Source organism: Ideonella sp. (assembly GCF_044358605.1).
Lineage (GTDB): Bacteria > Pseudomonadota > Gammaproteobacteria > Burkholderiales > Burkholderiaceae_C > Ideonella.
Genome location: NZ_JBIKNQ010000022.1, coordinates 37011 through 56699, shown reverse-complemented (window position 1 = coordinate 56699; position 19689 = coordinate 37011). Strand labels below are relative to the sequence as shown.

Annotated in this window: 24 protein-coding genes and 1 pseudogene; 9 read left to right on the top strand and 16 right to left on the bottom strand. The window is 63.3% G+C overall.

Annotation, left to right across the window (positions count from 1 at the left end; translation table 11 throughout):
* Positions 1 to 83: 83 nt before the first annotated feature.
* Positions 84 to 815 carry a DUF599 domain-containing protein gene (locus ACIQ3Q_RS09910; protein WP_396268909.1) on the bottom strand — a complete coding sequence of 244 codons (732 nt, stop codon included), beginning with the start codon at positions 813 to 815 and terminating at the stop codon, positions 84 to 86.
* Positions 816 to 851: 36 nt separating this feature from the next.
* Complete coding sequence (locus ACIQ3Q_RS09905; RefSeq protein ID WP_396268908.1) at positions 852 to 1553, bottom strand: pirin family protein; 702 nt, start codon at positions 1551 to 1553, stop codon at positions 852 to 854.
* A gap of 166 nt (positions 1554 to 1719) precedes the next feature.
* Between ACIQ3Q_RS09905 and ACIQ3Q_RS09900 the strand changes: the two genes are divergently transcribed.
* The 5 genes and pseudogenes from ACIQ3Q_RS09900 (at position 1720) to ACIQ3Q_RS09880 (ending at position 5722) form a co-directional block, all read left to right on the top strand.
* Positions 1720 to 2682 carry a LysR family transcriptional regulator gene (locus ACIQ3Q_RS09900; protein ID WP_396268913.1) on the top strand — a complete coding sequence of 321 codons (963 nt, stop codon included), beginning with the start codon at positions 1720 to 1722 and terminating at the stop codon, positions 2680 to 2682.
* Positions 2682 to 3584, top strand: coding sequence for a tRNA glutamyl-Q(34) synthetase GluQRS (gene gluQRS, locus ACIQ3Q_RS09895; protein ID WP_396268907.1), 903 nt, complete (start codon positions 2682 to 2684; stop codon positions 3582 to 3584). Before ACIQ3Q_RS09900 ends, gluQRS begins: the two co-directional genes overlap by 1 nt.
* A gap of 59 nt (positions 3585 to 3643) precedes the next feature.
* Positions 3644 to 4948, top strand: coding sequence for a mechanosensitive ion channel family protein (locus tag ACIQ3Q_RS09890; protein ID WP_396268906.1), 1305 nt, complete (start codon positions 3644 to 3646; stop codon positions 4946 to 4948).
* A 69-nt stretch (positions 4949 to 5017) separates the two neighbouring features.
* Positions 5018 to 5365: pseudogene (locus ACIQ3Q_RS09885) on the top strand (FKBP-type peptidyl-prolyl cis-trans isomerase); the annotation flags it as partial.
* 27 nt (positions 5366 to 5392) lie between these two features.
* Complete coding sequence (locus ACIQ3Q_RS09880) at positions 5393 to 5722, top strand: FKBP-type peptidyl-prolyl cis-trans isomerase (RefSeq protein ID WP_396268912.1); 330 nt, start codon at positions 5393 to 5395, stop codon at positions 5720 to 5722.
* On the opposite strand, the gene ACIQ3Q_RS09875 is transcribed toward ACIQ3Q_RS09880, so the two are convergent.
* Together ACIQ3Q_RS09875 and orn are read right to left on the bottom strand one after the other, a co-directional pair.
* Complete coding sequence (locus ACIQ3Q_RS09875; RefSeq protein WP_396268905.1) at positions 5719 to 6369, bottom strand: hypothetical protein; 651 nt, start codon at positions 6367 to 6369, stop codon at positions 5719 to 5721. The genes ACIQ3Q_RS09880 and ACIQ3Q_RS09875 overlap by 4 nt on opposite strands.
* Before the next feature lie 51 nt (positions 6370 to 6420).
* On the bottom strand, positions 6421 to 6987 hold the full coding sequence (gene orn / locus ACIQ3Q_RS09870; RefSeq protein ID WP_396268904.1) for an oligoribonuclease: 567 nt from the start codon (positions 6985 to 6987) through the stop codon (positions 6421 to 6423).
* A gap of 55 nt (positions 6988 to 7042) precedes the next feature.
* On the opposite strand from orn, the gene ACIQ3Q_RS09865 reads away from it, so the two are divergent.
* Complete coding sequence (locus tag ACIQ3Q_RS09865; protein WP_396268903.1) at positions 7043 to 8344, top strand: M48 family metallopeptidase; 1302 nt, start codon at positions 7043 to 7045, stop codon at positions 8342 to 8344.
* Positions 8341 to 9285 (top strand): ribosome small subunit-dependent GTPase A, encoded by a 945-nt coding sequence (gene rsgA / locus ACIQ3Q_RS09860; protein ID WP_396268902.1) that lies wholly within the window; start codon positions 8341 to 8343, stop codon positions 9283 to 9285. The genes ACIQ3Q_RS09865 and rsgA overlap by 4 nt, the downstream gene beginning before the upstream one ends.
* 1 nt (position 9286) lies before the next feature.
* Here the strand turns inward: rsgA and ACIQ3Q_RS09855 are convergent, their stop codons facing one another.
* From ACIQ3Q_RS09855 to rpsP, 6 genes are all read right to left on the bottom strand, one after another.
* Positions 9287 to 10279 (bottom strand): CobD/CbiB family protein, encoded by a 993-nt coding sequence (locus tag ACIQ3Q_RS09855; RefSeq protein ID WP_396268901.1) that lies wholly within the window; start codon positions 10277 to 10279, stop codon positions 9287 to 9289.
* Positions 10280 to 10363: 84 nt separating this feature from the next.
* A complete protein-coding gene (locus ACIQ3Q_RS09850; protein WP_396268900.1) occupies positions 10364 to 11089 on the bottom strand; it encodes a CoA pyrophosphatase in 726 nt (241 codons plus the stop codon).
* Positions 11090 to 11185: 96 nt separating this feature from the next.
* The gene (gene rplS / locus ACIQ3Q_RS09845; protein ID WP_157267671.1) at positions 11186 to 11539 is read right to left on the bottom strand and encodes a 50S ribosomal protein L19; all 354 of its coding nucleotides are present in this window, start codon (positions 11537 to 11539) and stop codon (positions 11186 to 11188) included.
* Positions 11540 to 11638: 99 nt separating this feature from the next.
* Entirely contained in the window at positions 11639 to 12403 is a 765-nt protein-coding gene (trmD, locus tag ACIQ3Q_RS09840; protein ID WP_396268899.1) for a tRNA (guanosine(37)-N1)-methyltransferase TrmD, read from the bottom strand.
* 41 nt (positions 12404 to 12444) lie between these two features.
* The gene (gene rimM, locus ACIQ3Q_RS09835) at positions 12445 to 13047 is read right to left on the bottom strand and encodes a ribosome maturation factor RimM (RefSeq protein ID WP_396268898.1); all 603 of its coding nucleotides are present in this window, start codon (positions 13045 to 13047) and stop codon (positions 12445 to 12447) included.
* Between the two features lie 49 nt (positions 13048 to 13096).
* A complete protein-coding gene (gene rpsP / locus ACIQ3Q_RS09830; RefSeq protein ID WP_396268897.1) occupies positions 13097 to 13351 on the bottom strand; it encodes a 30S ribosomal protein S16 in 255 nt (84 codons plus the stop codon).
* Positions 13352 to 13576: 225 nt separating this feature from the next.
* On the opposite strand from rpsP, the gene ACIQ3Q_RS09825 reads away from it, so the two are divergent.
* Positions 13577 to 14119, top strand: coding sequence for a GNAT family N-acetyltransferase (locus ACIQ3Q_RS09825; protein WP_396268896.1), 543 nt, complete (start codon positions 13577 to 13579; stop codon positions 14117 to 14119).
* Positions 14116 to 14598 (top strand): NINE protein, encoded by a 483-nt coding sequence (locus tag ACIQ3Q_RS09820; RefSeq protein ID WP_396268895.1) that lies wholly within the window; start codon positions 14116 to 14118, stop codon positions 14596 to 14598. Before ACIQ3Q_RS09825 ends, ACIQ3Q_RS09820 begins: the two co-directional genes overlap by 4 nt.
* Positions 14599 to 14708: 110 nt before the next feature.
* Here ACIQ3Q_RS09820 and ACIQ3Q_RS09815 read toward each other — a convergent pair whose 3' ends face one another.
* Genes ACIQ3Q_RS09815 through ACIQ3Q_RS09790 form a run of 6 tightly spaced genes read right to left on the bottom strand, consistent with a single transcriptional unit; the run spans position 14709 to position 19630 of the window.
* A complete protein-coding gene (locus ACIQ3Q_RS09815) occupies positions 14709 to 15074 on the bottom strand; it encodes a DMT family protein (RefSeq protein WP_396268894.1) in 366 nt (121 codons plus the stop codon).
* 13 nt (positions 15075 to 15087) lie between these two features.
* The gene (folK, locus tag ACIQ3Q_RS09810; protein ID WP_396268893.1) at positions 15088 to 15588 is read right to left on the bottom strand and encodes a 2-amino-4-hydroxy-6-hydroxymethyldihydropteridine diphosphokinase; all 501 of its coding nucleotides are present in this window, start codon (positions 15586 to 15588) and stop codon (positions 15088 to 15090) included.
* Positions 15569 to 17224 carry a polynucleotide adenylyltransferase PcnB gene (gene pcnB, locus ACIQ3Q_RS09805; protein WP_396268892.1) on the bottom strand — a complete coding sequence of 552 codons (1656 nt, stop codon included), beginning with the start codon at positions 17222 to 17224 and terminating at the stop codon, positions 15569 to 15571. Before pcnB ends, folK begins: the two co-directional genes overlap by 20 nt.
* A complete protein-coding gene (locus ACIQ3Q_RS09800; protein WP_396268911.1) occupies positions 17221 to 17898 on the bottom strand; it encodes an HAD family hydrolase in 678 nt (225 codons plus the stop codon). The genes pcnB and ACIQ3Q_RS09800 overlap by 4 nt, the downstream gene beginning before the upstream one ends.
* A 2-nt stretch (positions 17899 to 17900) precedes the next feature.
* On the bottom strand, positions 17901 to 18572 hold the full coding sequence (gene hda / locus ACIQ3Q_RS09795; protein WP_396268891.1) for a DnaA regulatory inactivator Hda: 672 nt from the start codon (positions 18570 to 18572) through the stop codon (positions 17901 to 17903).
* Complete coding sequence (locus ACIQ3Q_RS09790; protein WP_396268890.1) at positions 18569 to 19630, bottom strand: AI-2E family transporter; 1062 nt, start codon at positions 19628 to 19630, stop codon at positions 18569 to 18571. The genes hda and ACIQ3Q_RS09790 overlap by 4 nt, the downstream gene beginning before the upstream one ends.
* Between the last annotated feature and the right edge of the window lie 59 nt (positions 19631 to 19689).

The following is a 19689-nucleotide window of genomic DNA, read 5'->3' as shown; positions in this document are numbered from 1 at the left end:
TTCGGCGGGGCCGCTACTGACTTGAGAATGAAATTTGAATTGGCGGCCTAAAAGGCCCTGTTCGTGACATGTGTCCCGAACATTCAAGGTGGGGTCTCGGCAGCGCCTGGACGCTGCTCCAGCAGGCTTAAAACATCGGAATGGAACTCACGACGATAAAGAATCCACACCACAGACGCGGTGGCGACCATACAAGCCCAAGGCGAGAAGAACCAAGCGATGGCGGCGAAGGACATGTAGCAGGCACGCAAGCCGTCATTGAAGGTTTCTGCCGCCAGGCCCATCACGCCGCCCGCCCGGTCGGCAAAGGCTTGCCGAGTGGCATCGTCCCAGGCTTCAGAATGTTGAGGCGCTGCACCCAGTAACAGCGCGCCAAAGGTGTACTGGCGCATGCTCCAGGTGAAGCGGAAAAAGGCAAACACAAAAATGCCGGTCAGCAGCACCAGCTTGAGCTCAAACACCAAGGCCGTGGTGCGGGCCGCAAAGGGCAGGTCTTGCACCAGGGTGACGGTCTTGTCCCCGGAGGCCAACGCGGCCAGCAAGCCCCCCAAGATCAGGATGGAGGTCGAGGCAAAAAAGGACGGGCTGGTGGAGAGGTTCTGCACCACCACGCCGTCGAGCACTCGGTTGTCGCGAAAGGTGGCGCGCCACATCCAGAGGTGGCGCTCGCGGTTGGTGGCCACCAAGATGGACGGATGGGTGGCCGCGCGACGCCGTGCAAACCAGACATAACCGCCCCAACCCGCGAAAAAGCCAGCCAAGGCCAGCCAGTCCAACAAGGGCAAGGCGCTCAGAACGTGAAAACTCAGTGTCATGCCTGGGACTGTAGCGGCTTCAGCCAGCCACCCGCCTCAGTGCGCCAGATCAAACACCAGCACCTCAGCAGCCTGCCCTTGGCTCAGGCGCAGCTGCGTCTCGCTTTCTAGGGTGGCAGCGTCGCCCGCCAACAAGCGGTGGCCGTTGACCTCTAACTGGCCTCGCACCAAGAACACATAGCTCAGGCGTGCGGGGTCCAAGGGCTGGATGGCCGTCTCGTCGCCGTCAAAACGGCCCAGGCTCAGGCGGGCATCTGCGTTCAGGTCGATGGCGCCGTCGGCCCCGCCGGGCTGGGCCACCACTTGCAGGCGGCCACGCTGGGTGGCCGGGTCAAAGGCCTTTTGTTCGTAGCCCGGCGTCAGACCTTCAGCGCGGGGCAACAGCCAAATCTGCAAGAAGTGGGTATGGCCGCTTTGGCTGTGATTGAACTCGCTGTGGCGAACGCCCGTGCCGGCCGTCATGCGTTGCACCTCATCAGGGCGGATGACGGTGCCGTTGCCCATGCTGTCTTTGTGGGCCAGCTCGCCCGACAGCACCACGCTGACGATCTCCATGTCGCGGTGACCATGGGTGCCAAAGCCAGTGCCCGGGGCGATGCGGTCTTCATTGATGACCCGCAGGTTGCCCACGCCCATGTGGGCGGGGTCGTAGTACTCAGCAAACGAGAAACTGTGCTGGCTGTGCAGCCAGCCATGGTCGGCCAAACCTCGGTCTTCAGAGCGGCGCAGGGTGATCATGGTGTGAAGCTCGCATTTCCAAGAGAGTGATGCAGCCAATGTAGAAGCAAGCCCCAGGCGCAGGGGCGGAGCCTGTTGAAGCCTTAATTCAAATAACATGAAGCATCCCTGCACTTGAGACCCGCCTGTGGACCAACGCAACGCCCTGACCCCCGACGCCCTGACCATGATGGACACCATCGCGCGGACTGGCAGTTTTGCCGCCGCCGCCCGAGAGCTGGGCAAGGTGCCTTCGGCCCTGACCTACAGCGTGCGCCAATTGGAGGACGCGCTGGACGTGCTGCTGTTTGACCGCCGCTCACGCCAAGCCAAGCTGACGGCAGCTGGGGAAGAGTTGGTCAGCGAAGGCCGCCGCTTGCTGGCAGAGATGGACGCCGTGGCCAACCGGGTGCGCCGCGTCTCCACGGGCTGGGAGGCGCAACTGACCATCGCCATCGATGGCGTGATCAACCGCCCCACCGTGCTGGAGCTGTGCGAAGCCTTTTACGGCCTGCGCCCGCCCGGCCATGAAGCCAGCGGCCCGGGCACCCGCCTGCGCCTGCGCACCGAGGTGCTGGCCGGTACCTGGGAGGCCTTGATCTCGGGCCAAGCCGACTTGGCGGTGGGCGTGCCCTTTGAAACCGCCCCCACCACCGGCATTGAGTGCCAACCCTTGGGCGAGCTGAACTTTGTCTTTGCGATGGCGCCGCACCACCCACTGGCCGCCCTGCCCGGCCCCTTGAGTGATGCCGACATCGTGCACCACCGGGCCGTGGCCGTAGCGGACTCGGCCCAGCGCTTGTCCCCCATGACGGTGAACCTGCTGCCCGGCCAAGACGTGCTGACCGTGCCCACCATGCAGGCCAAGATTGAAGCGCAGCTGCGGGGCCTGGGTTGCGGCTTTTTGCCCGAGCCCTTGGTATGCGACCTGGTGCGCGCCGGGCGCCTGGTGGTGCAATCTGTGCAGCGGCCGCGCCGCAATGCCAAGCTGGGCTATGCCTGGCGCACGGCCTCGGTGAGTGCGCCGCGCAAGGCCCCGCAAGGCCTGGCCCTGCAATGGTGGCTAGGCCAGCTGCAAAGCCCCGCCACGCGGCGCTCGCTGCTGCAACGCGCCAGCGGCATGCAAGGCTTGCACACGGACGTGGATTGATGAGGCCGCGGGGTCGATTTGCACCCTCGCCCACCGGCCCGCTGCATAAGGGCTCGCTGGTGGCGGCCCTGGCCAGTTGGCTAGACGCCCGCGCTCAGGGTGGGCAATGGCTGGTGCGCATTGAAGACGTGGACACGCCCCGCTGCGTGCCGGGGGCCGCCGAGCACATCTTGCAGCAGTTGGCCCGCTGTGGCCTGCTCCCTGATGAGCCGCCGCTGTGGCAATCCACCAGGCACGAGGCCTACGCGCAGGCCCTGGCGCAGTTGGTGCAATCCGGCCTGGCCTACCCTTGCAGTTGCAGCAGGCAGGACATAGCCCGAGCCTTGGCCGCCCAGGGGCTTGAACATCAGCGGCATGGCGAGCGAGTCTATCCGGGCACCTGCCGCCAGGGCTTGCAGGGTGGCCAGCCCCGCGCTTGGCGGCTGCGTACCGACCTGCACCCGACACTGAGCACGCCGCTGTACTGGCACGACCGTCGGCTTGGGGCCCAACACCAATGTGTCAGCACCGCCGTGGGTGACTTTGTGCTGAAGCGGGCCGATGGGCTGTGGGCCTATCAATTGGCGGTGGTGGTGGACGATGCGGCGCAAGGCATCACCCACATCGTCCGTGGAGAAGACTTGGCCGACAACACCGCGCGGCAGATCGGCTTGCAGCAGTGCTTAGGCATGCCGACGCCCCAATACTTGCATACGCCCTTGGTGCTGGCAGCTGACGGGCATAAGCTCTCCAAGCAGAACGGTGCGGCCGAATTGGACCTCTCTGATCCTTTGGCCGCCTTGCACAGCGCGGCAGCAGCCTTGGGGCTGCCGCCACAGCCTAGCGCATCCACGGCCAACTCCTTGGCGGATTGGCTGGCCTGGGCCGTCAGCGCTTGGGCCAATCTTTATGTTCGACGGTGACAATGCTGAAGCGTGTGCGCCGCACACTTTGCCCAGCAGCCCGAGACGGTGATTGATCGATGTTTGACTTCAACGCGTTCTTTGCTTTCGCCCCTCATTGGGACGGTCAGGGCTTTTTGCGCTCTGCTTTTTTTGGGGCCTGGGCCAGCTTGTCGGGCCTGAGCTTCGGGGTGCAACTTGCCGTGGGCTTGGCCACGCTGGCGGGCGGCATTGCGCTGATTCGGGCCTATCGGGCCAAACGTCTGGCCATGGCCGGAGTCAGCCGCGTAGAGTCGTCCTTTGTGCGGCATTTGGCGGGGTGGTATCTGGTGACCGCGACCCTGTGGGTCGAAACCTGGATAGCCAGCAGCCTGTTGGGTCAGCAGGCTGCTGCCCCGGTGCTGCTGGGTCTGGCCAACGGGGGCTTGGTGTTGTGCGCCATCAAGACCGGCAGCTGGGTGTTCCGCATGTTGATGCAGCCCCACGACCTGCTGAAGTTCTCACTCTGGTGCATCGAGTGGTTCTTGATTGCCTCGGTGGTGTTGTCCTTTTTGGGCCTCTATTCACCCATGGTTGGGCTCATCGAAGCCATCCACTTTTCGGTTGGCGACCAGGTGTTCAAGGGCAAGAACATCGTCGAAGGTATTTTGATGGCGGCGATTGCTTTCACCTTAGCCGCCCAGTTGGCGCGCTTGCTGGAGCTGTGGCTCAACCGCTATGCCGAGCGAAAGAGCCTGCATCACAACGACGCCCTGTTCTTGAGCCGCATCTTCGGCACCTTGCTGTTTGTGGGCACCACCATCGGGGTGTTGACCCAATCGGGCATTGAAGGGGGCACCTTGGCCGCCTTTGCCAGCGCGCTGGGCATTGGCTTGGGTTTTGGCCTGCAGCAAGTGGTGATGAACTTCTTCAGCGGCCTCAACATCTTGATGGAACGCACCATCAAGCTGGGGGACTTCATCACCATCGACAAGGTGACGGGGCGGGTCATCGACTTGAACCGCCAGTCCATCGTCATCCGCGACGGCGACGGCACCGAAAGCCTGATCCCCAACTCCAGCATCACGCGCGGGACTTTGCAGAACCACACGCTGAGTAACCCAGACTTTCGGGTGTCGTTCAATCTGGAGCTGGCCAGCATTGAGAACTTCAATCAGGCGCGCAGCATCATCTTGGGTGTGCTGGACATCCACCCTCGAGTACTGAACAACCAGCCCAAGAGTGTGTTGATCACCGGCCTCAAAGAAAACTGCGTCACCCTGGAGGTCAGCCTGTGGATCAACGACTTGGACAAAGGGCGTAAGTCTTTGATCTCAGAGCTGTTGGTCGGCATTGGCATGGGCTTGCGCGAAGCCAATATTCGTTTGAATCACAAGGAAGACTGAGCGCCTGGTTCGGTCGGTGGCATGATGCCGGGCTTTCGACCCTCATCCCCCACCTGAACAGGACTCCTCATGAGCACCCCCAGCACGGGCCTGCAGATCGACGACGTGGTCGTCGGCAGCGGCCCCACCGCCCAAGCGGGCCAGACCGTCACCGTCCATTACACCGGCTGGCTGCATGATGCCGCCGCCCCCGGCCAGCGCGGCAGCAAGTTTGACTCCAGCAAAGACCACGGCGAGCCCTTCGAGTTTGATCTCGGCGCTGGCATGGTCATCCCCGGCTGGGACGAAGGTGTGCAAGGCATGAAGGTGGGCGGCACGCGCGTGCTGACCATCTCGCCCGAGCTGGCCTATGGCGCCCAAGGCGCTGGTGGTGTGATCCCGCCCAACGCCACGCTGGTGTTTGAGGTGGAGTTGCTGCCCACGCCCGAGCGGCCCCAACTGCAGATGACCGATGTGGTGGAAGGCTCCGGCGCCGTGGCCCGCGAAGGCCACTCGGTGACCGTGCACTACACCGGCTGGTTATTCGATGAAGCCGCCCCGCAACAGCGTGGCCGCAAGTTCGACTCCAGCAAAGACCGCAACCGCCCCTTTGAGTTCGACCTCGGCGCCGGCATGGTGATCCGCGGCTGGGACGAGGGCGTTCAAGGCATGAAGGTGGGCGGCACCCGCGTGCTGGTCATCCCGGCTCACCTGGGTTATGGCTCGCGCGGCGCCGGTGGCGTGATTCCGCCCGATGCAACTCTGGTGTTTGAAGTGGAACTGCTCGGCGTTTAAAGCGGTGCCGCCGGGGGCTTGCAGCCGAGCACCTGCCCCTGGCCCTTTAGGAAGCCGCGACGCACCGCGCCAGCGGCAATGGCGGCCGCCACCTTGGCGGATTGGCGCTCTGCCCCACTGAGCTTGCGCAGCCAGCCCCGGAAGGGAATGGCGCCTTCCACCGCGCCCTTCACGGCGCCCGTGGCGGCGTTGCCCACCGCACCAACACCACGCTCCAGCGCGCTGGGGTTTTGTGGGCTGTGGGGCACATCCAGATCTGGCCCCAGCGCCTCATTCAGCGCGTTGATCTCAGCGGCCAGGCCTTCACAGGACAAAGCGGCCTGGATGGCATAGGGCGCACGCACTGCGTCTTGCAGCACGACCGGGATCTCCACCTTCACCACATTCAGATCGCTCAACGGTGTGGTGGCAATTTGCGCCACTTTGTCTTGGCCTGTAGGCGCTGTGCCGTTGGGGGCGCTGGTTTGGCAGCCCACCAAGCCCCAGGCCAAGCCTAGACAGCACAACAGAGGATAGGCGGAGGGAATGCGTGGGGTCATATTGGCCTGTCTGCCCTTAGGCATTGTCACAAACTCGGTCTTGAGCTGCATTGCGCCAGCTTCGTTGTTGTATTCAGAGCCGCACTTCAGCCAAGCAGGCAAGGGCATGATGAGCACCAAAGTCAAAAAGCCATTCTCGCCGCTGGGCCACCGCAGGCATCAGACATTGAGGAAGTGCGTTCGGTAGTGGATCAGCTCGTCAATGGACTCGTTGATGTCCGCCAAGGCCGTGTGGGCCTGGGCCTTCTTGAAACCTTCGGTGGCGACAGGCTTCCAGCGCTTGGCCAGCTCTTTGAGCGTGCTGACATCGAGGTTGCGATAGTGGAAGTAGGCTTCCAGACCGCGCATATAGTTGGCCAAGAAGCGGCGGTCTTGGCAAATCGTGTTGCCACACATGGGGCTCTTGCCCTTGGGCACGTACTCAGCCAAGAACTCGATCACGCTGGCCTCGGCATCGGCCTCGGTCACCTCTGAGGCTTTAACCCGGTCGATCAGGCCGCTCTTGCCGTGCGTGCCTTTGTTCCAGTTGTCCATGGCGTCGAGCACGGCGTCGGTTTGGTGAATGGCGAACACCGGCCCTTCGACCCGAACGGTGAGATGCGGGTCTGTCACCACCACCGCAATCTCGATGATGCGGTCTGACTCGGGCTTCAAGCCGGTCATCTCCAAGTCAATCCAAATCAGGTTGTGTTCGCTCTTGGCCAGTATCGGGGCGGTGGTGCTCATGGGTTCTCTCGCGTCTCTGTGATCCGGCCATTCTCCAACAACTACACTTGAGCCCATGTCTTCCATGATCGTGACCTGGGCCTTTTGTGCCGCTGTGCTGGCCTCATTGGCCACCAAATTCTGGCTGGCCTCGCGCCAAATGCGGCATGTGCATGCCCACCGTAGCAGCGTGCCGCCCGCCTTTGCGGGGCAAATCAGCCTACCGGCCCACCAAAAGGCGGCGGACTACACCGTGGTGCGCAGCCAGTTTGGCCTCTTGACCGAGGCCTTTGGTGCCGCCGTGCTGCTGGGCTGGACGCTGCTGGGTGGCTTGGACGCATTGAACACCTGGGTGTATGGCCTGGTGCAGCCGGCCTGGGGTGAGATGGCCTATCAACTGGCCTTGTTCGGCCTGTTCAGCCTGATCGGTGGGGCGCTGGATCTGCCCTTTTCGCTCTGGCAGGTGTTCCGCATTGAGCAGCGCTTTGGCTTTAACCGCATGACCTTGAAGTTGTTTGTGGTGGACATGCTCAAGGGCAGCGTGGTGGGCATCGTGATTGGCGTACCGCTGTTGAGCGCGGTGCTGTGGCTGATGAACGCTGCGGGCAGCCTGTGGTGGCTGTGGGCCTGGGGCTTGTGGGCGGGTTTCATCTTGTTGATGCAACTGATCTATCCCACGCTGATCGCGCCCTTGTTCAACCGCTTTGCGCCACTCGAAGACCCCGCATTGACCAGCCGGGTCCAAGCCTTGATGCAACGCTGCGGCTTTAAGGCCCAGGGCTTTTTTGTGATGGACGGCAGCCGCCGATCCGCCCACGGCAACGCCTATTTCACGGGCCTGGGCCGCAGCAAGCGCGTGGTGTTTTACGACACCTTGCTGGCGCGCTTGCAGCCCACCGAGGTGGAGGCCGTGCTGGCCCATGAGCTGGGCCACTTTCACCACAAGCACGTGCTGCACAACCTCTTCACCATGCTGGGCGTGAGCCTGGCCGGCTTGGCCTTGCTGGGCTGGCTGAGCGGCCAAATGGGTTTCTACACAGGCCTGGGCGTGAGCCCCAATATCGGCTCGCCCTCGCATGCTTTGGCCTTGATTTTGTTTGGCATGGTGCTGCCGCCCTTCATGTTTTTCATCTCACCGCTGATGGCGCTGCGCTCGCGCAAAGCCGAGTTTGAGGCCGACGCCTATGCCAGCCAACATGCCGATGGCCAGGCCTTGAGCCAAGCACTGCTCAAGCTCTATGAAGACAATGCCAACACCTTGACACCGGACCCGCTCTACGTGCGCTTCTATTACTCGCACCCTGCCGCGTCAGAGCGCTTGGCCGCCTTGGCCGCACTCGGCGCCAGCCGCCCTGCGGCGCCCGGGCTGGCGGCATGAACAAGCACGCGCATTTGCAAGTGGCCTTGGTGGTGGGCGCACACGGCCGCCACGCGGTGATTGAAACCCCTGAAGGCCAGCGCTTGATGGCCCACCCGCGCGGCAAGAAAAGCGCCTGTGTGGTGGGCGACCGCGTGCGCTGGGCGGTGGCGGGCGACGAGGCGGTGGTGGAGGCCGTCGAGCCGCGTCGCAACCTGCTGATGCGCCAAGATGAATGGCGCACCAAGTCCTTTGCCGCCAACCTGGACCATCTTTTGTTCATGGTGGCGGGCGAGCCCATGTTCAGCGAGGCGCAACTGACCCGCGCTTTGATCGCCGCCGAAGACGCCCGCATTCCCACCACCCTGCTGCTGAACAAGGCCGACCTGCCCATTGCAGACGCAGCCCGCGAGCGACTGTTGCCCTACAAAGCCATGGGCCTGACGGTGCTGGAAACCTCGCTCAAACGCGACTTGGACGGCGCACGGGCCTTGCTCGGCCCCTGCTTGGCCGGCCGCACCACCTTGATCCTGGGTGCCAGCGGCATGGGCAAGAGCACCTTGATCAACCTGATGGTGCCCGCCGCCGCAGCCCAGGTGGGGGAGATTTCTCAAGCCTTGAACTCGGGCAAGCACACCACCACCACCTCGACTTGGTTTTGGCTGGATGGCCTCAGCGGCAGCGACACGCCGCAAGGCCAAGACGGCGCTCGCGCCGCCTTGATCGATTCACCGGGTTTTCAAGAGTTTGGGCTGATGCACATTTCGCCCCAGCAACTGCCCGAGTTGATGCCGGACTTTCGAGCGCATTTGGGCGATTGCCGCTTCTACAACTGTACCCATCGGCATGAGCCAGGCTGTGGTGTGCGTGCGGCAGCCCAGCGCGGCGAGATCAGCCCGTCCCGAGTGCGCCTCTATGAAGGCTTGTGGGAAGAGCTGGAAGCGAGGCAGCGCAAGGGTTGAATCAACCCAGCAAGTTGGCCAAGGTCAGCAAGGCCAGCAGCAGCATCCACAAGACCACGGAGCGCCAGACCAAGCCCACCACCGCGCCCAGATGGGCCAACTGCGGCGGCAGGCCCGGCGTGGAGCCGGTGGCTTCGCCCTCAGCGGCATCGACGCCGACCGTGAAGGACTTGGAGCGATCGGGCGTGACGCCCGGCGCACTGGCGCCCCCAAGCTGCACCCCTACCGCGCCAGCGGCGGCGGCCAGGATGATGCCTTCATTGGCATGCTTCCACAGCTCGGCGTCGCGCCGCCAGCCAGCCACGGCCTCTTCAAAATTGCCCACCACGGCAAAGCCGAATGCGGTCAGACGCGAGGGAATGTGGTCGATCAGGGCGAAGGCCTTTTGGGACAGATCGCGCAAGCCTTCATTGACGGCGACACCCAGACTCAGGCTCTTAAAGGCCCAGTAGCGGCTGCCGAACTCGGCCATGCGGTAGAGCACCGCACCTGCCGGCCCCAGGCCTAAGCCGGACAACACCACAAACCAGAAGAACACGCCAAACACATGGCGGTGCGCCGCCAGCAGCGAGTGCTCGATGACATGGCGCAGCAGTTCGGTGCGTGGCAGCTCCGAGGTATCCAGGTGGCGCCATTCGGCCAACAGGCTGCGGGCTTGGTCTTCATCGCCACGCTCAAGGGCGTCGCGAATGTCGGTGAAGTAATGGCTGAACTGGCGAAAGCCCAGGGTCAAGTAGAGCACCGCCACATCAAAGGCCAGCGTCAAGAAGAAGCTGACGTACTCTGAGAGTGCGAAGTGAATGGCCCAAGCGATCAGCGCTGGCACCAGCGCCGTGACGGCCCAGACGATGCGCGCGTGATGCGGCTGGCCTGCATCAAAGTTGCGCCCTGTCCATCGCACCCATGCCGTCAGGGAGTCGTGCACCCAATTGTCGCGCGGCAGGGGTTTCACCTGCTCCAACATCAGCGCAAAAAGTACGGCAAAGAAGCTCATCGCCCCGGATGATAACGAGGGAATCGTGTTGTCTTCATCCCGCGCTTGCAGGCTGCGGGGCATTGGCGCAAAGAGGCCACATTTTCAGGCGGGCTGGGCGTCGCCGAGCAGGTGATAGAAGTTGCGCAGCATGGACGCCGTGGCGCCCCAAATGAAGTAGCGCTGGGCTGCCGCATCGTGCCAAGGCATGGAGAGGTACTGACGCTTGTGGCCCTGCCATTCATGCTCATGCCATTGGTGGTGCGCCGGGTTCATCAGGTGGCTGAGCGGCACTTCAAAAACGTCTGCCACCTCGCCAGGGTCAGGCCGCCAAGGCAGCTCAGGCGGCAGCAGAGCCACCACGGGGGTGATGACGAAACCCGTCACCGTTTTGTAGGCGGGCATGCTGCCCAGCACCTCAGCCTGATGCGGCAAGAGGCCCACTTCTTCCTCGGCTTCACGCAGTGCGGTGGCCTGGGGTGAGTCGTCATGGGGCTCTCGCTTGCCTCCGGGGAAGCTGATCTGCCCGGCATGGTGCTTGAGATGCGCGGTGCGCCGCGTCAGCACCACGCTGCTGATCTGCCCTTCGCGGACCACCAAGGGCAGCAGCACCGCCGCCTGCGCGGGTGGGCGATCGGGCTTGATATCCAGCCGAGCCGCATCACCTTGAATCACCGGCTGCCACTGCGCCGCCGCCAGCAGACGCTGACGCACCCAGCCTACCTGCAATGCAGGTGCAGCCAGTGGCGGGAGATGCCCATCCCGCCGAACCACGGGTGTTTTTTCGGGGTCAAAGCCGGGAATGCCTCGGCCGACAGGAACAGTGGTCATGATGGGCAGGATAAACGCAACAAAGCCGCTTCACCGTGAGATGAAGCGGCTTTGTCAGAAAAACCGGCAGCTCTGAGGAGATGCCAGCGGCCTGGATCAGGCCAGCTTTTCTTTGATTCGAGCCGACTTGCCCGAACGCTGACGCAGGTAGTACAGCTTGGCGCGACGGACATCGCCGCGACGCTTGACTTCGATCGACGAGATCAGCGGGCTGTACAGCTGGAACGTACGCTCCACGCCTTCGCCGCTAGAGATCTTGCGCACGATGAAGCTGCTGTTCAGGCCGCGGTTGCGCTTGGCAATCACGACGCCTTCATAGGCCTGCACACGCTTACGGGTGCCTTCAACGACGTTGACGCTGACGATCACGGTGTCGCCAGGAGCGAATGCCGGAATGGTCTTGTTCAGGCGAGCAATTTCTTCTTGCTCAAGGGTTTGGATCAGGTCCACAGGGTTCTCCAAAAAGATCGTGCCGACGCGGGTTTGAAATGGATGAGCGATGGTCTCAAAGACCTCACTCTGCCCGGCAGAGGATCGAAAAGCTGATGATTATAGCGCGAGAGTCGCCAAATAGCGCTCATCGGCTTTTGAAAGCCGCCCAGCCGCCCGGGCTGAGGCAATCAGATCAGGCCGGCGCTGGGCTGTGAGGCTCAGCGAGCGCTCGCGGCGCCAGCGGGCGATGTCGGCATGGTGGCCAGACAACAGCACCGGCGGCACCGGCTGCTCACCTTCGGGCAAAGGCAGCACTTCAGGACGGCTGTAATGCGGGCAGTCGAGCAGCCCGTCTTCGAAGCTGTCTTGCTCGTGTGAGCGAGCGTCGCTGAGCACGCCTGTCTGCAATCGGGCAATGCCATCCAGCAAAGCCAGCGCGGGCAACTCACCGCCTGACAGTACAAAGTCACCCAGGCTCAGCTCCAGGTCGACCTCGCGGTCCAAGACGCGCTGATCAATGCCCTCATAGCGGCCGCACAGCAAGGTCGCACCAGGCCCTTGGGCCAGTTCGCGAAGCAGGGCTTGATTGATGGGCTGGCCGGTTGGGCTGAAGTGAATGACGGGGCCTGATGTGGCACCCGCCTCCGCGCGCGAAGAGCGCACCGCGCCCAGGGCTTTGAGCAAAGGCTCGGCCAGCATGACCATGCCTGGGCCGCCGCCATAGGGGCGGTCGTCGACACGGCGGTAGTTGTCGCTGGCGAAATCTCGCAGCGGCCACATGCGCACATCGACTTGCCCCGACTCAAAGGCACGCCGGGTCACACCCACGGTCATGAAGGGGGCAAACAACTCAGGGAAGAGTGTGATCACGTCAAAGCGCATGGCACCCTCCAGGGCGTGCGCGCGGCCAAGGACGGCAGCGCTCAGTAATCCAGACCCCAGTCGACGGTGATGCGCTTGTGCTCCATCTCGACCTTGTCCACAAAGGCAGCCACAAAGGGGATCAGGCGCTCGGCATCGTCGGGCTTGGCGTCAGGCGTCGCATCAGGCTTGCGGATGCGCAGCACGCTGTGCGGGCCGGTATCCAGCAGGTCAATGACTTCACCCAGCAATTCGCCCTCGCGATTGAGCACGCTCAGGCCGATCAGGTCGACCCAATAAAACTCATCGGCACTGGCCGTGGGAAAGCTTTGGCGGGAGATGAACACCCGCACGCCCTTCAGGCTCTCTGCCGCGTTGCGGTCAGGAATTTCTTGGGCAGTGGCCACAATCACATCGCCCTGCTCGCGCGCAGTGGTGATCTTCAACAGCGGGGGCAGAGGCAACATCGCCTTGGCCGGCTTGGCCACCAAGGCAGGCTTGTTGGCCTGAGGCAGGGCTGGCTGCAGAAACCAACGCCGCGAGGAAAAAAGGGCCTGAGGATCGGCGGAAAAGGCTTGCACCTTGAACCCGCCTTTGATGCCCCAGGCGTCGATGATGCGACCGACTTCGACCGCGTCATCCGGCCATGCGAGAGCGTCTGTCACAAGAAGGAGTCCTCTTGAAACCGCGCACCGACCATGGCCTTAAAGACCATCAGGCAGCAGCCTTGGCCTTGGCTTCACCGACCAAACGCTTGACGGTGTCAGAGAGTTGAGCGCCAACGCCGCCCCAGTGGGTCACGCGGTCTTGGGCTACGCGCAGGCCTTCAACGCCTTCTTTGGCCATGGGGTTGTAGAAACCCAGGCGCTCGATGAAGCGGCCATCGCGGCGCTCACGGGAGTCAGCCACAACGATGTTGTAGAAAGGGCGCTTCTTGGAGCCGCCACGAGCCAAACGAATCACGACCATTTTGTCGTCCTTGAAATCATGGATTCGACCGCTGAACCAAGGAGACACCGCAAGGTCAGCCAGCCTGAAACCGGCCGCCACACAAGCAAACCGGCATGATCCAGCCCCGTAGATACGCCGCTGTGGGTGGATGGGTGCCTTGTCTATTGAAAGACGCCCCTGCCCTCAGTGACCGTGGCCGAAACATGAGATTATAGACGGTTGTTTGCACACCACCTAGCGCACATGTCCGAAACAGCCTTGTTGATCCGCCCGAGCACCGATGCCGACCTTGCCGCCATCACCGCCATCTATGCCGACAACGTACTGCATGGCACCGGCACCTTTGAGCTGGAGCCACCCGATGAGGCCGAGATGGCCCGCCGCAGAGGCGACGTGCTGAGCAAAGGCCTGCCCTGGCTGGTGGCCGAACGTGCGGGCGTCGTGCTGGGCTATGCCTATGCCAACCACTTCCGGCCCCGTTTGGCCTACCGTTTCTGCGTGGAGGACTCGATTTACCTGGGCCCGGATGCCAAGGGCCAAGGTGTAGGCACCTTGCTGTTGGCAGAACTGATTGCGCGCTGCACAGCGGCCGGTGCGCGCCAGATGGTGGCGGTCATTGGCGACAGCGCCAACTTGGGCTCGGTGGGCGTGCATCGCCGCCTGGGTTTTGAAGATGCAGGTGTGCTGAAGAGCGCTGGCTGGAAGTTCGACGCTTGGCGCGATGTGGTGCTGATGCAGCGCCCGCTGGGCCTGGGCGACAGCGAAGCTGCAAAGGATGCTGTATGAGCACGACCGCAAAATCCAAGACCTTGGCGACCTGGCTGGCCGTGCTGGGGGGCACCTTGGGCGCACACCGCTTCTATCTGCACGGGCTCAAAGACCCCTTCGCTTGGTTGCATCCGCTGCCTACCTTGATCGGCTTGGCCGGAGTGATCCGGATGCGTAACCTGGGCCAGGACGACACCGTTTCTTGGCTCTTGATCCCCATCTTCGGTGCCATGATCTCCGTGGCCATGTTCAGCGCAATCTTCATCGGCCTGACCAACGACGAGCGCTGGGCCCAGCGCTTTGGTGCGGGCCAGGCCCCTCAAAGCACTGGCTGGGGCCCGGTGATAGGCGTCGTCGTGGCCTTGTTCCTGGGTGCGGGGGCGCTGATGGGCAGCATTGCCTTCGGCGGCCAGAAGTTTTTTGAATGGCAGCAGGAGAAGGCGGCTGCTGCGGCAGCGGCAACGGCGCTTGACCCCAGCATGGAGAGGTTGAGCTGAGAACAGCACCGTGCTGAGCCAGTAGCACAGCCCCGCCACAAAGCCGAAGGCCGGGATGGTCAAGATCCAAGCCCAAACAATGTTGCTTGAGCGTCAACAGGCCCTCGCCTTCAGGCCCTAAAGATGAAGTACACCGCGCCGATCAAGCACAGGCCAGCCCACAGGTAGTCCAACTTCAAGGGTTGCCCCATGTAGAAGACCGCAAAGGGCACGAAGACGGCCAGCGTGATGACTTCTTGGGCGATCTTGAGCTGGGCCAAGCTGTAGCCTCCGGTGTAGCCAATGCGATTGGCAGGCACCTGCAACAGGTATTCAAACAGCGCGATGCCCCAGCTCACCAAGGCCGCCACCAGCCAAGGCTTGCTGGCTTGATGCTTGAGGTGGCCGTACCACGCAAAAGTCATGAACAGGTTGGACAAGACCAACAAGCCGAAGGTCTGCACGCTCAGTGGCAGTGCGCTGAAAAAGGCACTCATGAAGAGGCTCCTCTCAGGTCAAAGGGGCGATGGCTTGGTCTGCCGTGGTGGTGACCCAGGTGCTGACGGTGTCAGTGGGGCTCAGACCAGGAATCAGCAAGCCGGGCAGCAGGTCCTGCAAGGGCCGCAGCACAAAGGCACGCAAATGCATGCGCGGATGTGGCAGGGTCAGGCGCGGCGTGTGTAGTTGCAGCTCGCCCATCATCAGCACATCCAGGTCCAGTGTGCGCGGTGCGTTGGGATAAGGGCGCTCCCGGCCGTGCTGCAGCTCCAGCGCCTGCACGGCATCGAGCAGTTCCAACGCTTGGAGGCCGGTTTGCAGCCACGCGACGGCATTGATGAAGTCTGGACCTTGGGCCTGCCAAGGCGCACTGCGATAGAGCGGCGAGCAGGCCAAGAGCCGGGTTTGAGGCAAATGCCCCAGCGCTTGGGCGGCACTGCGAACAGCGCCCACGGCATCGCCTAAATTGGCCCCCAGGCCAATCAGCGCATGGTCAGGCGCCAGCGCCGCCATCACCGCCCTGCCCGCCCGCCGCTGGCGCGGCGCCACGCGCCCCAGACGGCTTGCGACGACGGCGGCGGCGTTTGCGCGGCGCCTCAGCGCCACCCGCGTCTGGCGCGCCATCATCGGCCTCCTCGTCGCCCTCTTGCTCGGCAGCGGCGTCGGCCGTGTCCTTGGGCGGGCGAGGCGCCGAGCGCGGCGCCGCACCGTCGGGCTTGGGGCCAGTGCGCTTGCTGCGCGCACCGGGGGCGCGGCTGCTCTCGCGGGCAGCCTCGACCAGGGCTTCACGCTCGGCGTCACTGCCCAAAGAGAAGTCTTCCCACCACTCAGCCAATTCGGGCGAGGCCTCGCCCACATCGGCGCGCAAGCGCAAAAAGTCGAAACCCGCCCGGAAGCGCGGCTGCTCGACCAAGGAGTAAGCGGAAGATCCGGTACGGCGGTCGAAGCGCGGCTGCATCATCCAGATCTCGCGCATATCAGCCGCCAACTTGCCGCGGCCGGAAATGTCGCCAATGCGCGCGTCAAACACGCTGTCAATGGCCTGCTGCAGCGCAGGCGTAGGGTGCTCGCCCTTGGCCTTCAGGTCGGCCCAGGCGTTTTGCACGTCGTGCCACAACATGCAGGCCAGCATGAAGCTGGGTGCCACAGGCTTGCCCTCGCCCACACGGCGGTCGGTGTCATTGAGGGCCAACTCGATGAACTTCTGGCGCGGGCCGCCTTCTTCGGTGCGACTGAAAACGGAATCGAGCACCGGGAAGATGCCGCGCTCCAAATCCTGGGCCTTGAGCTGTGCCAAGCTGGCCAGGGCATGGCCGGTTTGCAGCAGCTTCATCATCTCGTCAAACAGGCGAGAGGCCGGCACATTGGCCAGCAGAGCCGCTGTTTCACGCAATGGCTTCTGCGTTTTCGGCTCAATGGCAAAACCCAGCTTCGCCGCAAAACGGACCACGCGCAAGATGCGGACCGGGTCTTCGCGATAGCGGGTCAGCGGGTCGCCGATCATGCGCAGCAGCTTGGCTTTGGCGTCCTTCAAGCCACCGTGGTAGTCGACCACCGTTTGGGTGCGAGGGTCGTAATACATGGCGTTGACGGTGAAGTCGCGGCGCGCTGCGTCTTCGATCTGCGGGCCCCAGACGTTGTCGCGCAACACGCGCCCGCTGGCATCCACCACATGGCTTTTGTCGGCAATAGCGGCCTTGGAGGTCTTCTCGTTGCCCGGCACTTGCTCGGCGGCACTCGCGTCGAGGTAGGCCCGGAAGGTGGAGACTTCGATGACCTCGTGGTCGCGGCCACGGCCATGGATGACGTGAACAATGCGAAAGCGCCGCCCGATGATGAAAGCGCGGCGGAACAGGCCCTTGACCTGCTCCGGCGTGGCATTCGTGGCCACGTCAAAGTCTTTGGGGCGGCGATGCACCAGCAGGTCACGCACCGCACCACCCACCACATAGGCCTCATAGCCCGCGTCTTGCAAAGTGGTGACCACGCGAATGGCCCGCTCGTCGAGCAAGCTCGGGTCAATGCCATGTTCGGCCGGCCCAAACTCGACGCGTTTGCCCAGGGGAATGCGGGCGGCTTTGCCACTCTTGGGTTCTGAGGCGTCGCCGTCAGATTTGCCCAGCAGCTTGCTGATGAATTTGCGGATCATGTGTTGAAGAGGTTCAGGATGCGCCAGCCGCGTTCGCGGGCAATGGCTGCCAGTGCTGGGGTGGGGTTGGTGGCGATGGGCGTGCGCACACGCTCCAGCAGGGGCAGGTCGTTGGTGGAGTCGCTGTAGAACACCACGTCGTCGAAAGTTTCAAGGCTCAAGCCTTGCTCGGCCAGCCAGGCCTCTACGCGATCAATCTTGCCCGCCTGATACGTGGGAACGCCCTCAATGGCGCCGGTGACCCGGCCTTGGGCATCGCGCTGCAGGTTAACGGCCAAAATATGGGGAAGCTCAAAGGCGGCAGCAATCGGGCGAGTGACAAACTCGTTGGTGGCCGTCACCATGGCGCACAGGTGGCCGGCCTGCAGGTGCTGACGCACAAGTTGGCGCGCGCTGTCATGCATCATGGGCTCAATCACTTCGCGCATATAGCGCGCATGCGCAGCGGCGGCCTCCTCGGGCGGGCGGTCGCGCCACACCGAGGTGGCGAAGGCGATGTACTCGGCCAGGTCAAGACGCCCGGCTTGGTACTGGGCGTAGAACTCATCATTGCGCCGCTGCCACACCTCGGCATCGGCCCAGCCCAAGGTCACCATGAAGGCGCCAAAGGCATGGTCAGAATCGCCGGGCAGCAAGGTGCCGTCCAAATCAAAAAGTGCCAAGGTTTGGGCCATGCTCAACACATTCCTTCTTCAGCAACCATCTTCTTCAGCAGCGGCACGGTGACAGCCCGCTTTTCGGCCAGCGAGAAATGATCCAAGCGCTGCAGCAAGGCCATTTGCGACGACAAATCGCGCGAGAAGCGCGTCATCAAATGCTCCATCACCTCGTCCGATAACCACAGCCCACGGCGGTCGGCCTCGCGCCGCAAGGCTGAGCGCGTCGCAGCCTCGTCCAAGGGCTGCAGCGCATAGACCGGCCCCCATCCGAAGCGTGAGCGCAGGTCCTCGCGTACCGGCAAATCCACCGGTGGCAGGCTGCCCGAGCAGGCCATCTGAATGCCATGGGTGGCGGCCTCGACAAACAGCGTGAAGGCAGCGTGCTGACGCGCGGCGTCCAGTTGCTCTGCGCCTTCGATGACGATCAGCGTCCAGCCTTCATCAAAGGCCCATGGCAGCGGATCTTGCGCTTTAAACCAGCCGCAGCGACCGCCCTGGCTACGCACCTGGGCCGCCAGTGCCGACAACAAATGCGTCTTGCCCGAGCCCTCCGGCCCGTGCAGATACAGCGGCGCCGAGGGGGCGGACCAGTGACGCAGCGCAGCCACGGCCATCGCGTTATGGCCCGGCACAAAAGTCTCAAAGCTCGGCTCTGCGCCCAAGCCCATGTCCAGCGGCAGTTGTTTCATCCGCGGTACAGCTCGCTGTTCAGATAAGTCACCTTGACGCGGCGCAGCGCCACCAGCAGCACGGCCGACACCGGCAAGGCGATCAGCACGCCGACAAAGCCAAACAAGTGTCCGAAGGCCAGCAAGGCAAAAATCACGGCCAAGGGGCTCAGGCCAATGCGTTCGCCCACCAAACGTGGCGTCAACACAAAGCTCTCCAGCACCTGGCCCAGGCCGTAGATGACGGCGACCGCGCCCACACCCCACCAACCGGTGAACTGGAGCAAGCCAGCCAACAAGGCCAACACCGCACCTAGGCCAAAACCCAGGTAGGGGATGAAGATGGCCAGCCCGGTGAAGATGCCCACGGGCAGTGCCAACTCAAAACCAGCCATCCTCAGGGCCACGGTGTAATAGACCGCGAGCGCCAACATCACGGCCAACTGGCCCCGCAGATATTGGCCCAGCACGTCGTCGCACTCGGCCAAAAAGGCCTCAGTGCGGGCCTGAAAGCGTGGGGGCACAAAGCGGCGCAGCCGCTCCATGGTGTGGGACCAATCGAGCAGCAGGTAGAACAGCACCATCGGCACCAGCACCAAGTTGCCCAGCAGCGACAGCACCACGCTGCCGCCAATGCGGGCCGAACTGAGCAAGGTGGCCAGGCCATCTTCCAGGTTGCCATCAAAGAACTTCAGCGCCATGGCCTTGATGCCTGCGACGTCCAACTGGACTTGAATACCGAGTTGAGCCAGCACCGGCGTCAGGTGCTGATTCAGCCGTTCAGCCAAGAGCGGAATCTGCGCTTTGAGCAGCGGAATCTCTTTGGAGAGGATGGGAATGATGAGCAAGAACAGCGACAGCACGCCCAGCAGCGCCAGCAACACCACCAGCGTCACCGACAAGGTGCGCGGCAGGCGGCGCGCCACCAAGGCCTCGACCGCTGGGTGTAGGGCATAGGCCAGCACAGCGGCCACGATGAAGGGGGTCAACACCGGCGCCAACAGCCACACCACGCCCATGAGCGTGGCTGCAATCAGCAGCCAGCGGAACATTTGGCGCTGGTCAGGGGTAGGTGTCATGCAATCGAGAGGCGCCTAGGGGCGATGAAAAGGGTTTCAGGAACGCTGAGATTGTAGGT

What these genes read in the sequence shown, in the direction of transcription:
- ACIQ3Q_RS09790 (WP_396268890.1), bottom strand. Translation starts at nt 19,630, where the DNA reads ATGACACCTACCCCTGACCAGCGCCAAATGTTCCGCTGGCTGCTGATT.
- ACIQ3Q_RS09910 (WP_396268909.1), bottom strand. Translation starts at nt 815, where the DNA reads ATGACACTGAGTTTTCACGTTCTGAGCGCCTTGCCCTTGTTGGACTGG.
- ACIQ3Q_RS09825 (WP_396268896.1), top strand. Translation starts at nt 13,577, where the DNA reads ATGTCCGAAACAGCCTTGTTGATCCGCCCGAGCACCGATGCCGACCTT.
- pcnB (WP_396268892.1), bottom strand. Translation starts at nt 17,224, where the DNA reads ATGATCCGCAAATTCATCAGCAAGCTGCTGGGCAAATCTGACGGCGAC.
- ACIQ3Q_RS09815 (WP_396268894.1), bottom strand. Translation starts at nt 15,074, where the DNA reads ATGAGTGCCTTTTTCAGCGCACTGCCACTGAGCGTGCAGACCTTCGGC.
- ACIQ3Q_RS09880 (WP_396268912.1), top strand. Translation starts at nt 5,393, where the DNA reads ATGACCGATGTGGTGGAAGGCTCCGGCGCCGTGGCCCGCGAAGGCCAC.
- trmD (WP_396268899.1), bottom strand. Translation starts at nt 12,403, where the DNA reads ATGCGCTTTGACGTGATCACACTCTTCCCTGAGTTGTTTGCCCCCTTC.
- ACIQ3Q_RS09850 (WP_396268900.1), bottom strand. Translation starts at nt 11,089, where the DNA reads ATGACCACTGTTCCTGTCGGCCGAGGCATTCCCGGCTTTGACCCCGAA.
- ACIQ3Q_RS09900 (WP_396268913.1), top strand. Translation starts at nt 1,720, where the DNA reads ATGATGGACACCATCGCGCGGACTGGCAGTTTTGCCGCCGCCGCCCGA.
- gluQRS (WP_396268907.1), top strand. Translation starts at nt 2,682, where the DNA reads ATGAGGCCGCGGGGTCGATTTGCACCCTCGCCCACCGGCCCGCTGCAT.
- folK (WP_396268893.1), bottom strand. Translation starts at nt 15,588, where the DNA reads ATGGCGGCGCTGGCGCCTGACCATGCGCTGATTGGCCTGGGGGCCAAT.
- orn (WP_396268904.1), bottom strand. Translation starts at nt 6,987, where the DNA reads ATGAGCACCACCGCCCCGATACTGGCCAAGAGCGAACACAACCTGATT.
- rsgA (WP_396268902.1), top strand. Translation starts at nt 8,341, where the DNA reads ATGAACAAGCACGCGCATTTGCAAGTGGCCTTGGTGGTGGGCGCACAC.
- ACIQ3Q_RS09800 (WP_396268911.1), bottom strand. Translation starts at nt 17,898, where the DNA reads ATGGCCCAAACCTTGGCACTTTTTGATTTGGACGGCACCTTGCTGCCC.
- hda (WP_396268891.1), bottom strand. Translation starts at nt 18,572, where the DNA reads ATGAAACAACTGCCGCTGGACATGGGCTTGGGCGCAGAGCCGAGCTTT.
- ACIQ3Q_RS09890 (WP_396268906.1), top strand. Translation starts at nt 3,644, where the DNA reads ATGTTTGACTTCAACGCGTTCTTTGCTTTCGCCCCTCATTGGGACGGT.
- ACIQ3Q_RS09875 (WP_396268905.1), bottom strand. Translation starts at nt 6,369, where the DNA reads ATGCCCTTGCCTGCTTGGCTGAAGTGCGGCTCTGAATACAACAACGAA.
- ACIQ3Q_RS09865 (WP_396268903.1), top strand. Translation starts at nt 7,043, where the DNA reads ATGTCTTCCATGATCGTGACCTGGGCCTTTTGTGCCGCTGTGCTGGCC.
- ACIQ3Q_RS09855 (WP_396268901.1), bottom strand. Translation starts at nt 10,279, where the DNA reads ATGAGCTTCTTTGCCGTACTTTTTGCGCTGATGTTGGAGCAGGTGAAA.
- ACIQ3Q_RS09905 (WP_396268908.1), bottom strand. Translation starts at nt 1,553, where the DNA reads ATGATCACCCTGCGCCGCTCTGAAGACCGAGGTTTGGCCGACCATGGC.
- ACIQ3Q_RS09820 (WP_396268895.1), top strand. Translation starts at nt 14,116, where the DNA reads ATGAGCACGACCGCAAAATCCAAGACCTTGGCGACCTGGCTGGCCGTG.
- rpsP (WP_396268897.1), bottom strand. Translation starts at nt 13,351, where the DNA reads ATGGTCGTGATTCGTTTGGCTCGTGGCGGCTCCAAGAAGCGCCCTTTC.